The sequence below is a fragment of the Streptomyces sp. NPDC037100 genome (assembly GCF_055606225.1).
In genome coordinates this window covers 1-13,989 of the sequence record NZ_JBVJSX010000014.1, presented here as the reverse complement: position 1 = coordinate 13,989, position 13,989 = coordinate 1, and the positions used below count along the sequence as shown (strand labels likewise).

Annotated in this window: 13 protein-coding genes and 1 pseudogene; 2 read left to right on the top strand and 12 right to left on the bottom strand. The window is 71.3% G+C overall.

All coding sequences use genetic code 11. The features are described 5' to 3' along the window. Nucleotides 1–480: 480 nt before the first annotated feature. The 5 genes and pseudogenes from ACZ7EG_RS34440 to ACZ7EG_RS34420 all read right to left on the bottom strand — a co-directional run. A pseudogene (locus ACZ7EG_RS34440) lies at nucleotides 481–951 on the bottom strand (anti-sigma regulatory factor); the annotation flags it as partial. Then, nucleotides 951–1,394 carry an anti-sigma regulatory factor gene (locus tag ACZ7EG_RS34435; RefSeq protein WP_471087858.1) on the bottom strand — a complete coding sequence of 148 codons (444 nt, stop codon included), beginning with the start codon at nucleotides 1,392–1,394 and terminating at the stop codon, nucleotides 951–953. The pseudogene ACZ7EG_RS34440 and the gene ACZ7EG_RS34435, both read right to left, overlap by 1 nt. Next, nucleotides 1,394–1,813, bottom strand: a complete 420-nt coding sequence (locus ACZ7EG_RS34430) for an STAS domain-containing protein (protein ID WP_471087856.1) — start codon at nucleotides 1,811–1,813, stop codon at nucleotides 1,394–1,396. The genes ACZ7EG_RS34435 and ACZ7EG_RS34430 overlap by 1 nt, the downstream gene beginning before the upstream one ends. Beyond that, nucleotides 1,810–2,697: an STAS domain-containing protein gene (locus ACZ7EG_RS34425; protein ID WP_471087853.1), complete on the bottom strand. Its 888-nt coding sequence runs from the start codon at nucleotides 2,695–2,697 to the stop codon at nucleotides 1,810–1,812. Before ACZ7EG_RS34425 ends, ACZ7EG_RS34430 begins: the two co-directional genes overlap by 4 nt. Nucleotides 2,698–2,962: 265 nt before the next feature. Continuing rightward, nucleotides 2,963–3,364 (bottom strand): STAS domain-containing protein, encoded by a 402-nt coding sequence (locus ACZ7EG_RS34420; RefSeq protein WP_344459461.1) that lies wholly within the window; start codon nucleotides 3,362–3,364, stop codon nucleotides 2,963–2,965. A 346-nt stretch (nucleotides 3,365–3,710) separates the two neighbouring features. On the opposite strand from ACZ7EG_RS34420, the gene ACZ7EG_RS34415 reads away from it, so the two are divergent. Further along, nucleotides 3,711–4,082 (top strand): PRC-barrel domain containing protein, encoded by a 372-nt coding sequence (locus ACZ7EG_RS34415; RefSeq protein WP_471087849.1) that lies wholly within the window; start codon nucleotides 3,711–3,713, stop codon nucleotides 4,080–4,082. 86 nt (nucleotides 4,083–4,168) lie between these two features. On the opposite strand, the gene ACZ7EG_RS34410 is transcribed toward ACZ7EG_RS34415, so the two are convergent. Both ACZ7EG_RS34410 and ACZ7EG_RS34405 read right to left on the bottom strand, forming a co-directional pair. Continuing rightward, a complete protein-coding gene (locus ACZ7EG_RS34410; protein WP_033309377.1) occupies nucleotides 4,169–4,603 on the bottom strand; it encodes an ATP-binding protein in 435 nt (144 codons plus the stop codon). A 116-nt stretch (nucleotides 4,604–4,719) separates the two neighbouring features. Further along, on the bottom strand, nucleotides 4,720–6,618 hold the full coding sequence (locus ACZ7EG_RS34405; protein WP_471087845.1) for an AMP-dependent synthetase/ligase: 1,899 nt from the start codon (nucleotides 6,616–6,618) through the stop codon (nucleotides 4,720–4,722). A 152-nt stretch (nucleotides 6,619–6,770) separates the two neighbouring features. On the opposite strand from ACZ7EG_RS34405, the gene ACZ7EG_RS34400 reads away from it, so the two are divergent. Then, complete coding sequence (locus tag ACZ7EG_RS34400) at nucleotides 6,771–7,004, top strand: DUF6480 family protein (RefSeq protein WP_471087841.1); 234 nt, start codon at nucleotides 6,771–6,773, stop codon at nucleotides 7,002–7,004. Nucleotides 7,005–7,035: 31 nt separating this feature from the next. Here ACZ7EG_RS34400 and ACZ7EG_RS34395 read toward each other — a convergent pair whose 3' ends face one another. From ACZ7EG_RS34395 to ACZ7EG_RS34375, 5 genes are all read right to left on the bottom strand, one after another. Then, nucleotides 7,036–8,124 carry a glutamate--cysteine ligase 2 gene (locus ACZ7EG_RS34395; protein WP_471087838.1) on the bottom strand — a complete coding sequence of 363 codons (1,089 nt, stop codon included), beginning with the start codon at nucleotides 8,122–8,124 and terminating at the stop codon, nucleotides 7,036–7,038. Between the two features lie 109 nt (nucleotides 8,125–8,233). After that, nucleotides 8,234–10,441, bottom strand: coding sequence for a 1,4-alpha-glucan branching protein GlgB (gene glgB, locus ACZ7EG_RS34390; protein WP_471087835.1), 2,208 nt, complete (start codon nucleotides 10,439–10,441; stop codon nucleotides 8,234–8,236). A gap of 3 nt (nucleotides 10,442–10,444) precedes the next feature. After that, nucleotides 10,445–11,815, bottom strand: coding sequence for a maltokinase N-terminal cap-like domain-containing protein (locus ACZ7EG_RS34385; protein ID WP_471087832.1), 1,371 nt, complete (start codon nucleotides 11,813–11,815; stop codon nucleotides 10,445–10,447). A gap of 28 nt (nucleotides 11,816–11,843) precedes the next feature. Further along, complete coding sequence (treS, locus tag ACZ7EG_RS34380; protein ID WP_471087829.1) at nucleotides 11,844–13,562, bottom strand: maltose alpha-D-glucosyltransferase; 1,719 nt, start codon at nucleotides 13,560–13,562, stop codon at nucleotides 11,844–11,846. Next, nucleotides 13,559–13,989: alpha-glucosidase C-terminal domain-containing protein (locus ACZ7EG_RS34375; RefSeq protein WP_471087827.1), on the bottom strand; the 431-nt coding region annotated here is incomplete at its 5' end. The genes treS and ACZ7EG_RS34375, both read right to left, overlap by 4 nt.

The window sequence follows — 13,989 nt, the reverse complement described above, 5'->3', positions numbered from 1 at the left end:
CGGTGTCGTCGGGGAGGCCGAGTCGGTCCCCGGGTTGCCGGTGCCCGCGACGCCGCGGGCCGGTGCTGTCCGGGCCGCGGAGTCGTTGCTCGGGGCGTCGGCGTCCGTCGAGCCGTGGGCCGTTGTCGTCGGGGAGGCCGAGTCGGTCCCCGGGGTGCCGGTGCCCGCGACGCCGTGGGCCGGTGCTGTCCGGGACGCGGAGTCGTTGCTCGGGGCGTCGGCGTCCGTCGAGCCGTGGGCCGGTGACGTTCGGGGCCCGGGGCCGCTTCCCGGCGTGCCGGTGGCCGGGAGGTCGTGGCCGGGGGCTGCGTAGAGTGCCGGGTCGGTGCCCCGGGCGTGGGCGGCCGGTTGAGTGGGGCCGCCAGGAATCGCCTGGGTCTGTCCGGTGTGACCGGGCGCACCGGCCGGCACCGCCGCGTGGCCCGTCAGGCCGCCGCATGCCACCGCGCCGAACGGCGGTGCGCCGCCCGGCCACCGACCCCCTGCCGATACCCGGCCCTCGGGTCCGGCCGGCCCCTCGGTGGCCCGGGGCGTCGAGCTCACGCGGGCCACCGCGACCGTGCCGCGGCCGGGGACACTGTGCAGGGCGAAATCGTCGGAGAGGCGCAGACACGTGCCGAGGCCGGCGCCGAGCGAGCGGGAGGTGGAGAAGCCGTCGCGCAGCGCCGCGGGCACGTCGGGGATGCCCGGGCCGTGGTCGACCGCGGCGATCTGCACCACCCGTGCCCCCCACGACCCCTCCCGCAACACGGGCGGGGCCACGACGTCGATGAGCACCTGACCACCCTCGGCATGCTTCAGCAGGTTCGTGGCGAGCTCGGTCGCGACCAGCGCGGCCGCCGCGGTCCGCCGCTCGTCGAGCCCGGCCAGCGCGGCGGCGCCCTCCGCCGCGACCCGCGCGTCGCGCACCCGGGTCGAGTCGCGTACCGGCACGTCCCACACGCGTGGCATCAGACCTCCTCGCGCGGACGCGGCGGCCGTCCCACCCAGCACGTCACCCGCACCGTGGTGCCCGATCCGGGCGTGGTGTCGATGTCGAAGTCGTGCACCAGGCGCCGCGCACCGCTCAACCCCATGCCCAGACCGCCACCGGAGGTGTAGCCGTCGCTCAGCGCCAGGTCCAGGTCGGCGATGCCCGGCCCTTCGTCGGTGAAGGCCAGCTGCAGCCCCTGCGCGGCGCCCACGCCGCCGACCTGCCTCGCCTCCATCCGTCCGCCACCGCCGTGTACCAGGGTGTTGCGTGCCAGCTCGCTGGCCGCGGTGATGAGCTTGGTCTGGTCCACCAGGCCGAAGCCGAGCCGGGCAGCGGCCTGCCGTACGTGCTGGCGCACCCACACCAGGTCCATGTCCGACCGGATGGGCAGGCAGGCCTCCACGCCCGAGGCGGTGTGCATCACGGACTCTCCTGACGCGGGCTGCCGGGACGGGGCACCGGGGCCTGCTGCGCGAGGAGCTCCATGCCCGCCTCGGTGCTGAGCGCGGTGCTCAGCCCCGGCAGTGTCAGACCCAGTTCGACCAGGGTGATGGCGACCGCCGGACGCATCCCGGCCACCACGGTGCGCGCGGCCAGCAGCTTGGCCTGCGCGGCGATCTCGGCCAGTACCCGGCCGAGGAAGGAGTCGACGATCTCGATACCGGAGATGTCGATGAGGACCCCGCGCACCCCGGTACGGGAGATGGTCTCGGCGAGGTCCTGCTGGAGCTGCTGCGCCGTGCTGTCGTGCAGGTCCCCCTGGAGCGTGACCAGCAGGACGTCGCCGAGCCGGAGCACCGGCACATGGCCGGTCACGGGAGGGGGGTACGCGTCGTTCACCGCTGACCTGCACCCGGCTTCACGATGTCCGCGCCGAGCTGGTGCAGCGCATACCCCAGCGCGTCGGCGAGGCTGGCGCGGGTGATCACGTCCAGGTCCAGACCGAGATGCACGATGGTCTGCGCGATGGCGGGGCGGATGCCGGAGACGATGCACTCGGCGCCCATGAGGCGCGCCGCGGCGACCGTCTTCATCAGGTGCTGCGCCACCAGCGAGTCGACCGTCGGAACCCCGGTGATGTCGAGGATCGCGAACCGCGCGTGCTGCTCGACGACGGCGTTCAGCAGCGTCTCCATCACGATCTGGCTGCGGGCGCTGTCGAGCGTGCCGATGAGCGGCACGGCCACGATGCCGTCCCACAGCCGGATGACGGGCGTGGCCACCTCCATCAGCTGCAGCCGCTGCCGATCGCTGAGCGCCTGCCACTCGCTGAGCGCCGTCTGCATGGCCACCAGTCGCAGGGTGCCCATCAGCACCGTCAGCGCGGTCGAACACGCCCGCAGGTGCTCGGGGGGCGTCTGCTCCAGATCGGCGGCCAGCAGGTTCTCCACGGGCGGCCGCAGTGCGGCCAGCTCACTGGAGACCTGGGTGTTGGACAGCCCGGCACGGGAGCGCGCCACGCCCATCCGGGCCAGCTGCTCGCGCACGCCGCTGAATCCCGCGGCGTCCGGGTCCTCCACCTGCTCCGAGTCGGCCACTTGGGCCAGCGCGTCCACGACGACCTTGCCTGCTTCCACCGCCTCGTCGCGCGAGACGGTGAACACGGTGCGGAACAAGGGCTCGTCCGCCCACCGCTGGGCGATCTGCTCACGCCGGCGGTGCAGGAAGTCCCTGACCTCCTGGCTGGGCGTGGCGAGCTGTCCGTCCGCTTCGTGCTCCGGCACCTGGTTCTCTCCTCATCCGCGTTGCGTCGACCGAGCCCGCTTCTGGCAACGAGACGGCGATGTGACACTTGCCGGGCGACAACTCTAACCATGCGCCGACCTCGTACGACACCTGCTCCGGTGCAAGTGATCCCGTCCAGGGGAACGGCGGTTGGTACCGCCGTCGCCAGGTGTGCGAGGGGTGAGCCGTCGTGCGGGCAGGGCGGAGCGAGGGACCGGGCCGCCGGTCTTCGCCGACGCCTGGCCCGAATGGGCACTCTGGCCGTCAGACGCTCTGCCCCCCGGGCTCCTCGGGGCGCTCCGGTCCTTCGTCGACACGGGTCAGGGCCTCGTCGACACTCTCCGATATCGGCACCGTGATGCTGACTCCGGTCAGATCGAGGATGCGCCGCACGGCCGGCGTCGGACTGATGACGTGCACGCTGCCCTCGGTCTTACGGGTCTCCTGGTACACCCGCAGAATGATGTTCATCCCGGACGAGTCCATGAAGGGGACGGACGAGAGATCGAGCAGGAAGTGCCGTCGGCCGTGGTGGAGTTGGTTGGCCAGATGGGCCTGGAACTCGGTCGCGGTGTCGACGTCCAGGTAACCGTCGACCGTGATCAGGGCCACGTCTTCCCGGGGCAGCTCGACTTCCACGGACAGCGGGTTCTGGGCGAGGGGCACGGATACCTCCAACAAGTGCTACGGCCTGGGCTGGTCACCTCTGGGGATGACCGCGGTGCGAGGGGATCCCGGTCGTTGTCCGGACTCGAATGCCGTTTGTCATGCGCCTCCCTTCACTGACGGGCTTCGGATGTCACCGCGCCCCCGCGATTACCCCGGAAACCACTCTCCATGCCTCCTCGGCCGAACATCGCCGGGGCCGGCCGCCGGAAGTCCCCTGCGGTGGGAGGTGTGTGCGCCGAATGCGCTTGCGGCAGCAGGGTAATTGCTGCTGTGGAACGGGGCGGGCGCGGGCGTCCGCCGGAGGAAAACGCGATCCGCACATCGCCAGGGAGGATGGAACAGCGTGGCCATCGACAGAATCTGGTCGTACGCGCCGGACAGCGGTCACACCGAGGGGCAGGACCTGACCGGTTTCGCCGTCGCCGCGACCGACGGCACGATCGGGCACGTGGACCGGGAGGCCGCCCCGCACGCCATGCGGCACCTGGTCGTCGACACCGGCGTCTGGGTGTTCGGCCGCAGCGTCCTGGTGCCGGCCGGAGTCGTCACCGGTGTCGACCCCCAGGGGAGAAAGGTCACACTGGCCTGCAGCAGGGCGGATGCCAAGGCGGCCCCCCGCTTCCAGACCGACAGTGAGACAAGGGACCAGGAGTACCTCCGGGCCGTGGGTGACTACTACGACAGGCTGCCGCCGCGCGAGACGACCACGGTCTGAGACGCCCGTGGTCTGAGCCGGTCACGTCCTGAGAGGGCCACGGTCCGAGCCGGTCACGGGCGCCTCGCGCCCGTGACGCTTCCGGCTCACCAGGGCATGAACACGTGCACGTCCTTGCCCCTGTCGTCGGCCACCACGCTGACCTGGTCGCACAGCGTGTGGATCAGGTGCCAGCCGATGCCCCCGCCGCCGCTGCGCGGATCGAAGGGGCGAGGGGCGGGCTCGGTGGTGCTGGTGTCGTGCAGGACCACATGCACCCCGTCGAAGGTCCGGCGCATCCGCAGCGCGAAGGGACCCGGGGCGTACTGCACCGCGTTGGCGGCCAGTTCCGTCACCACCAGCAGGATGTCGTCCCAGTACTCGGGGGCAGAGGGCGGGGAGGAGCGCGCGAGATCGCGCAGGAACTCCTCCGCGGCCAAGCGCGCACCGGTCACGTCATGCGGCTCGCCCACGAAGCTGTTCGTGCGGCTCGGGATCTCCTCGGAGGTCAGGGCATCGTCCCCACGCGGCTCGGTTGACATATCGCCTTTCCGGCCCGGGCGTCAGCTACGGCTGTCGTCAGGGCTGTCGTCCTTTCTCATGCGTCGCCACTGTTGCGTGTTCCCGAGGGGGCGAGGCCTACGCGTCCGGCGGCCGCTCAGCGGAACACATTGTCGGAATCCTCCCAGCTCGACGGTTCGGCCGGGACACTCGGCCGTCCGGGACGCCTGCGGGACTGGTACATCGCGTCGATCTCGGAGGCGTAGTGCCGCACGATCTCGTCCCGGCGCAGCTTCATCGACGGCGTCAGCATCCCGTTCGTCACGTCGAACGCCTCCGGCAGGACCCGGAACACCCGGATCGACTCCGCGGGCGACACGACGCTGTTGGCCGCGGCCACGGCCCGCGCGACCTCCTCCCGCAGCGCGTTCTCCTCCCGCGCCTCCCGCATTTCGCCCTGCACGGCCAGCCCGGCCCGCCAGTGCGCGAGGAAGTCCGGGTCCAGCGTGATCAGGGCTCCGACGCAGGGCCGGTTGTCCCCCACGACCACCGCCTGGTGGATGAGCGGATGCATCCGCAGCCGCTGCTCCAGGGCCAGCGGGGCGACACTCTTGCCGCTGCTGGTGATGATGATGTCCTTCTTGCGGCCGGTGATGGTCAGATAGCCCTCGGTGTCCAGCTGTCCGAGGTCCCCGGTGGCGAGCCATCCGCCGCGCAGCGCGGCCCGGGTTGCGGCCTGGTCGCCCACATACCCCTGGAACACCGACGGGCCGCGCACCAGGATCTCCCCGTCCTCGGCCACCTGGATCTCCATGCCCGGCAGGGCCTGCCCGACCGTCCCGGACTTCTCCCGGCCCAGCGGCTGCATCGTCACCCCGCCGGCGGTCTCCGTCAGGCCGTATCCGTCGTGCACGTAGATGCCGATGCCCTCGTAGAAGAGGGACAGGTCGCGGCTGAGGGGCGAACCGCCGGACGTCGCCCGCTGCACCCTGCCGCCCAGGGCCGCCCGCAGCCTGCGGTACACCGTCCGCTCGTACAGGGCGTGCTGGAGCCGCAGGTCGAAGCCGGGCCCGCGGCCGCGGCCCAGCCGCTGGCGCTCCAGGGCCGCGGCGAAGTCCCGGGCGGTTTCGGCGGCCCGCTCGAACAGCCCGCCGTGACCCCCCTGCTGAGCCGTGCGCAGGAAGTTCTTGTAGATCTTCTCCAGGACCGAGGGGACCGCGTAGAGGTACGTCGGCCGGAACGAGCGCAGCGCCGCCGCCAGCGCCTCCCCGCTCAGATCGGCCTGGTGCCCCATCAGCAGCCCGCCGCGCACGCACAGCCCCTGGATCATCAGCCCGTAGACGTGCGAGAAGGGCAGGAACGCGAGCACGGAGCCCTGTTCCCCGCGCGGCGCCGCCGTGTGCCCCCAGCCCGTCAGCAGCGTGTCGCAGGGGCCGGCCAGATTGCGGTGGCTGAGCGCGCAGCCCATGGCGTGGCCGGAGGTGCCCGAGGTGTAGGCGATGACGGCCGTGGAGTCCGGCAGCACGATGCGGCGCATCGAGTCGACCGTGGCGATCGGGATGAACTCCCCCTGCACCGTCAGCTCCTCGAGGGCGCCCGCGTCCAGCTGCCAGACGTGCCGCAGCAGCGGCAGCGAAGCGCACACCGAGCCGACGGTCATGACGCCCTGCTCGTCCTCCACGACCGCGGCCACGCAGCCGGCGTCCCGCAGGATCCACTCGACCTGATCGCGCGAGGCCGTCGGGTAGACCGGGACCACCTCGGCGCCCACGGCCCACAGCGCGTAGCACAGGACCGTCCACTCGAACCGGGTGCGCGCCATGATCGCCACGCGGTGGCCCGGCGCGATCCCCGAGGCGATCAGCCCCTTGGCCACGTCCACCACCGCGTCGCGCAGCTCGATCGCCGTCACCTCCTCCCAGGTCGCGGAGGTGGGGTCGGCCCGCCGGGCGAGCATCGGCCTGGCCGGTTCGCGATCCGCCGTCTCGAAGACGCTGTCGGCGAGCCCGCCGGTCAGAGGCGCCACGGCCGGGGGAGCGAGGGCGAGGTCGCGCATGCACAGGCTCCTGACGTGTACGGGGTGTGACGTTGCCGACGGGTACCGTCATCGGCGGTGCTCGAATGTAGTCGAGTCGAGACCCTTCGGGGTCGGAAAATACGGAAGTCGACCCGCTGATGATCTCGGCGTGATCGGGGGACCCGGACGGCATGAGTCACATCAGTCCCGATCCCGAACCAGAACGCACCCCCGGTCTGGAACCCGGCGGCGGCGTACCGCCGGGCGAGACCCCACCCGCGGAGAGCAGCATGCCCGAGACGCTGCCCCGGGAGACCCACAACCCGCCCAAGGGCTGGGCCAAGGCACCGCTGACCGTGATCATCGTCCTCGCGGTGCTGATCGCGGCGTTCTTCCTGGCCTACGCCCTCGCCCTGATCCTCTGAGCCCCTGCCTGCCCGAAACCGGCGGGACGCCTCACGCCTGCGTGTGACGGACGCACTCGGTGACGACGTCCCGCAAGCTCCCCGCGCGCTCCATCAGCGCGCGCTGCACCTGAGCGCCGTTGCCCTCCCGCAGCAGCTCGTCGCAGGCGGTCCGGGCCCGCTCCAGGTCGCCCGTGCTGTCGAGGGCCTCCTCGACGTGGTCCAACAGGGCACGCACGACGGCTTCGGCGGGCATGCGCCGCATGGTCGCCGGGTGCAGCAGCTCGCCCGAAAGGCCGGACCGGGCGGCCTGCCAATCGGCCAGCCGCAGCAGGCTGACACTGTGGCCGAGCGGCTCACGGCCGGCCCGCCACTCGCGCGCGGCCGTCTCGACCAGCCCACGGACGAGCGTGGCGACCAGCACGGCCGTGCCGGAGTGCAGACAGACGTCCGCGACACGCAGCTCCACCGTCGGGTACCGCTGGGACAGCCGCGCGTCGAAATAGATCATCCCCTCGTCCAGGAGGGCACCGGTGGCCACCATGTCCGCGATCAGCCGGTGGTACCGCTCGGGCGAGCCGAAGATCTCCGTCGGGCCGGCCGACGGCCAGCGCAGCCACACCCGGCTGCGGTAGCTGCTGTACCCGGAGTCCTTGCCCTGCCAGAACGGCGAGTTCGCACTCAGCGCCCGCAGGACCGGCAGCCACGGCCGGAGCCGGTCGACGACCGCGACGCCCTCCTCGTCCGACTCGACCGACACATGCACATGACAGCCCATGACGAGCTGCTCCCGGGTGGCGATGCCGTACTGGTCGGCCATCCACTGGTAGCGCCGGCCGACGCCGACGGCCGGGCTGACCGGCAGCGGCGAGGTGGCGAGCGCTGCCACGGTGCAGCCGATCTCGCCCGCGTGCCGGGCGGCCTCCTTGCGGCAGCGGACGATCTCGTCGCGCAGACTCTCCATGGACGACTGCGGATGGGTGGCGAACTCCAGCATCTGCTCGTGGAGTTCCTTCTCGAAAACGTCCTGATCCGCGTCGTCCTTCTCCGCCCGGGCGAGTACCGCCGCGGACAGCGCCCGCGGCTCTCCGGTCTCCGGATCCACCAGGAGGAGTTCCTCCTCCACTCCCACGGTGCGCACCTGATGCCCGCCCTTCTGGCCCTGCCGAGTCGTACCACCGGGTCCTCCCGGTGGTACGACCCCCAGTGCCCCTCCAGGCGGGCAGGACACCTGGTGGGGCCGCGGGACTTCACACGGCGAACGGCGTCAGCCACACCGTGGCGAGCGGAGGCAGCGTGATCCGGACACATCCGGCCTCCGGCTTGACCGGATCCGGGTTGGTGAGGCCGCTGCCGCCGTAGCGCGCGTCGTCGGTGTTGAGTCGTTCCTCCCAGGCGACGACGTCACCCGGCACCCACAGGCCGTAGTCCTGCCGGACGACGGGGGAGAAGTTCGACACCGCCAGGAGCGGATTCCCCTCGGCGTCGTGGCGGAGGAACGCGAAGACGTTGTCGTCGGCCGAGTCCACCGCCACCCACCGGAAGCCCTCCGGGCGGGTGTCGCACTGCCACAGGGCCGGCGTCGCCCGGTACGCGCTGTTCAGGTCACGGACCAGGTCGAGCACGCCCCGGTGGTCGCCCGCGGAGTGGTACCCGTCGTCGAGGAGCCACCACTCCGGGCCGTGCTCCACCGACCACTCCGCTCCCTGCGCGAACTCCTGCCCCATGAAGAGCAGCTGCTTGCCGGGGTGGCCCCACATGAAGCCGAGGTAGGCCCGGTGGGTGGCGCGCCGCTGCCACCAGTCCCCGGGCATCTTCGACACCAGGGCCTGCTTGCCGTGCACGACCTCGTCGTGGGAGATCGGCAGCACGTAGTTCTCGCTGTAGGCGTACACCATCGAGAACGTCATCTCGTGGTGGTGATACTTGCGGTGCACCGGCTCGTGGGCGATGTACTCCAGCGAGTCGTGCATCCAGCCCATGTTCCACTTCAGGCCGAAGCCGAGCCCGCCGGTGTCGGTCGGCCGGGTCACCCCGCCCCAGGCGGTGGACTCCTCGGCGATGGTCACCACCCCGGGAGCGCGCCGGTACACGGTCGCGTTCATCTCCTGCAGGAACCGCATAGCCGCCAGGTCCTCACGGCCGCCGTACGCGTTGGCCTCCCACTGCCCGTCCTCGCGTGAGTAGTCCAGGTACAGCATCGAGGCGACCGCGTCCACGCGCAGGCCGTCGATGTGGAACTCCTCGCACCAGTACACGGCGTTCGCGACGAGGAAGTTGCGCACCTCGGTGCGGCCGAAGTCGAACTCGTACGTGCCCCAGTCCGGGTGCTCCGCGCGCCGGTCGTCGCCCGGCTCGTACAGGGGTTCCCCGTCGAACCGGGCCAGTGCCCAGTCGTCCTTCGGGAAGTGCGCCGGCACCCAGTCCATGATCACGCCGAGGCCGGCCCGGTGGCAGGCGTCGACGAAGAAGCGGAAGTCGTCCGGCGTGCCGAGCCGGGCCGTCGGGGCGTAGAACCCGGTGACCTGGTATCCCCAGGACCCGTGGAAGGGGTGCTCGGCGACCGGCATCAGCTCGATGTGCGTGAAGCCCAGGTCCTTGACGTACTTCGGGAGTTCCTCGGCGAGCTGCCGGTAGGTCAGCCCCGGCCGCCACGAGGCCAGGTGCACCTCGTACACCGAGAACGGTGCCTCGTGCACGGGTGTGTCGGCGCGGTGCGCCATCCACTCGGTGTCGCCCCACTCGTAGTGCGATGCTGTCACGATCGACGCCGTGTTGGGCGGCTCCTCGCAGCGCCGCGCCATCGGGTCCGCCTTGAGGAAACGGTGGCCGTACCGGGAGTGGATCTCGAACTTGTACGGCGTTCCCTCGCCGACGCCCGGCAGGAACAGCTCCCATACGCCCGAGGCGCCCAGCGACCGCATCGGGAACTGCGTCCCGTCCCAGTGGGTGAAGTCCGTGGCGACCCGCACGCCCTGCGCGTTCGGCGCCCACACCGTGAAGCGCGTACCGGTCACGCCCTCGTGGGTCATGGGCTGTGCGCCGAGCGCCTGCCACAGCTGCTCGTGCCGGCCCTCGCGGATCAGGTGCAGGTCGAGTTCGCCCAGCGCCGGCAGGAAGCGGTACGGGTCGTGCGTCTCCTGCTCGCCCTCCTCGTACGCCACGTGCAGCGTGTAGGCGGGGATCGCGTCCAGTGGCAGCACGCCCGAGAAGAGGCCGTCGCCCTCCGAGACGAGGGCCGTGCGCTTGCCGCCGATCACCACGCTCACCGCGCGGGCGAAGGGGCGAAGCGCCCGGAACACCACGCCGCCGGGCACCGGGTGGGCACCCAGCAGCGCGTGCGGATCGTGATGGGCACCCGCAAGCAGGCGCCCGCGGTCCTCCGGGCTCAGGGCTGGGGCGGTCGTGCCCGGGACCGGGCCGGACGGCTCCGGGATTGAGGTGTCGCGCAGGGCCACGGCTCAGTCTCCTCTCACAGCGAGGCGCTCGATCGCCGCCATCGGTACAGGCAGCCAGTCGGGGCGGTGCCGTGCCTCGTACAGCACCTCGTACACGGCCCGGTCCGTCTCATAGGCGCGGAGCAGTCCGTGTTTCTTGCGGGGGTCCCAGCCGGCGCGGGCGGCATAGCCCGCGCAGTAGGCCTCGCGGCAGCGCCGGGCCCACTCGGGGCGCCAGGGGCGACGCTGCCGGGCGGCGTAGTCGAAGGAGCGCAGCATCCCGGCGATGTCCCGCACCGGGGAGTGGGCGCTGCGCCGTTCCGAGAGCGGCCGGGACGGCTCGCCCTCGAAGTCGATGACGAACCACTCGCGCCCGGCCCGCAGCACCTGACCCAGGTGCAGGTCGCCGTGGATGCGCTGGGCGGGCGGACCCGGGTCGCAACTCGTGAGGGCGGCGAACGCGGTCCGCAGGCCCGGCACGAACGCTTGCAGCGCGGGCACGCAGTGCGCGGCGGCGTCCAGCCGCTCGGTCATCGCGGCCGCCGTCTGCCCGTTCTCCCCGGGCCCGCCGACGGGGAACGCCGACGCCAGTGCGAGGTGCACCTCCGCGGTGGCCCCGCCCAGCGCGCGGGCCTGGGCCGTGAAGTCGTCCCCGGCCGCCAGCGCGTCGAGCCCCAGCGTCCAGCCGTCGGAGGCGTCCCGCAGATACGGCTGCAGCACGCCGAGCGTGGCCTTGAACGGATGCCGGGTCTGGAACCAGGCCACCGGCGCGGGAACGCGGTGACAGCCCTGCCGGGCCAGCGCGCCCGGCACCTCCAGGTCCGGGTTGACGCCGGGCTGGATGCGCCGGAAGACCTTCAGGATGTACTCGTCGCCGTACACCAGCGAGGAGTTGGACTGCTCGGCGTCCAGCAGCCGCGGCACCAGTCCGGCAGGCACCCGCTGGTCCGGGTCGCAGTCGAAGCGCAGGGGGCCCACGGTGCCCGGTTGCCGCAGCCGGTCCAGCAGGAGCTGGGCCGAACGGGGGTCGTGCAGCGCGTCGTACACCGTCAGCCCGGCCAGCGGTCCCTCCTGCACCCGTCCGATGAGCGCCCGCCCGAGGCGCGGCGACGGGTGCTCCCGCACGCCGAGCAGGAGCTGGTAGCAGTCGCCTGACGAGGGACCCCCGCCGGGCGAGGGCACGCCCGTGTGTCCGGCGTGTCCGGCGTGGACCAGCAGATGCAGACAGCCAGGGAAGAGTTCGGTCATCGACAGCAGGCCGAGCTCCGTGACGGGCCGGTCCTTGCCCGCGAACCAGCGCTGCCGGGGCAGCCACTCGCGCAGCAGCCCGCCGAGCGACTCCATGGGCTCGGCCAGGCGCCGGAGGTCGGGGCGGAGGAATGCGGTCTTCGGCATGGTCACGCCTCCTTTCGTCGGCGCAGGCTCACAGTCGCCGGCCGATGCGGGAGGCGACTCGGGTGAGCCGGAACCAGTAGAAGCCGTGGCCCCCGAGGGTCAGCAGGTACGGCAGCTCGCCGATGGCCGGGAAGCGGACCCCGCCGAACAGCTCCACCGGGTGCCGCCCCGCGAACTCGCGCAGGTCCAGCTCCGTGGGCTGGGCGAACCGCGCGAAGTTGTTGACGCACAGCACCAGGTCGTCCTCGTACTCCCGCAGGAACGCCAGCACCGCGGGGTTGGAGGAGGGCAGTTCGGTGTAGGAGCCGAGTCCGAAGGCCGGGTTCTGCTTGCGGATCTCGATCATGCGGCGGGTCCAGTGCAGCAGCGACGACGGCGACGACATCGACGCCTCGACGTTGGTCACCTGGTGGCCGTAGACCGGGTCCATGATCGCGGGCAGGAAGAGACGGCCCGGGTCGGAGGTCGAGAAGCCGGCGTTGCGGTCGGGCGTCCACTGCATCGGCGTGCGCACCGCGTCCCGGTCGCCGAGCCAGATGTTGTCGCCCATGCCGATCTCGTCGCCGTAGTACAGGATCGGCGAGCCGGGCAGGGCCAGCAGCAGCGCGGTGAACAGTTCGATGGTGTGCCGGTCGTTGTCCAGCAGCGGGGCGAGGCGCCTGCGGATGCCGATGTTGGCGCGCATGCGGGGGTCCTTGGCGTACTCGGCCCACATGTAGTCGCGCTCTTCGTCGGTGACCATCTCGAGCGTCAGCTCGTCATGGTTGCGCAGGAACATCCCCCACTGGCAGTTCGACGGGATGGCCGGGGTCTTGGCCAGGATTTCCGAGACCGGGTAGCGCGATTCCCGGCGTACGGCCATGAAGATGCGCGGCATGACGGGGAAGTGGAACGCCATGTGGCACTCGTCGCCGCCGTTCGCGTAGTCGCCGAAGTAGTCGACGACGTCCTCGGGCCACTGGTTGGCCTCCGCCAGCAGCACCGTGTCCGGGTACTGCGCGTCGATCTCGCGGCGGACACGCTTGAGGAACGCGTGCGTGGCGGGCAGGTTCTCGCAGTTGGTTTCCTCGGCCGCGTAGAGATAGGGCACCGCGTCCAGCCGGAAGCCGTCGATGCCCAGATCCAGCCAGAACTTCAGCGCGGCCAGGATCTCCTCCTGCACGGCCGGGTTCTCGTAGTTGAGGTCCGGCTGGTGGGAGAAGAAACGATGGAAGAAGTACTGGCCGCGCACCGGGTCGAAGGTCCAGTTCGAGGTCTCCGTGTCGACGAAGATGATCCGCGCGTCCGGGTAGCCCTTGTCGTCGTCGGCCCACATGTAGTAGTCGCCGTAGGGCCCGTCGGGGTCCTTGCGCGACTCCTGGAACCACGGGTGCTGGTCGCTGGTGTGGTTCATGACGAAGTCGATGATCACGCGCATGCCGCGCTGGTGGGCGGCGTCGACGAACTCCACGAAGTCCGCGAGGTCGCCGAACTCGGGCAGGACGGCCGTGTAGTCGGAGACGTCGTAGCCGCCGTCGCGCAGCGGTGACTTGAAGAAGGGCGGCAGCCACAGGCAGTCGACGCCCAGCCACTGGAGGTAGTCGAGCTTGGAGGTGAGGCCCTTCAGATCGCCGACGCCGTCGCCGTCGCTGTCCTGGAACGAGCGGACGAGCACCTCGTAGAAGACGGCGCGCTTGAACCACTCGGGGTCTCGGTCCCTGGCAGGAGTGTCCTCGAAGGTGTCCAGCACGGGCTCGTTCACGGTCATGACGTTTGTGCCCCTCCGTTCGCTTGCGCAGCGGGCGGGGACTGGACGTGAAAGACGTGCGCGGGAGCCCGCCCCGGCTCCAACCGCACGTAGTTGTTCCTGCTCCAGTGGTAGGTCTCGCCGGTGAGCTCGTCGCGCACCGGCACCGATTCGTGCCGGTCCAGGCCGAGTTGCGGCATGTCCAGCGAGACCGTGGCCTCCTGGGTGTGGTGGGGGTCGAGGTTGGCGACCACCAGGACCACATCGGATCCGCTGCGCTTGCTGTACGCGATGACCTCGTTGTTGTCGGTGTGGTGGAAGCGGAGGTTCCTGAGCCGGCGCAGCGCGGGATGCTCCCGCCGGAGGGTGTTGAGCCGGGTCAGCAGCGGGACGATGGTGCGGCCCTCGCGTTCGGCGGCCTCCCAGTCGCGGTGCCTGATCTGGTACT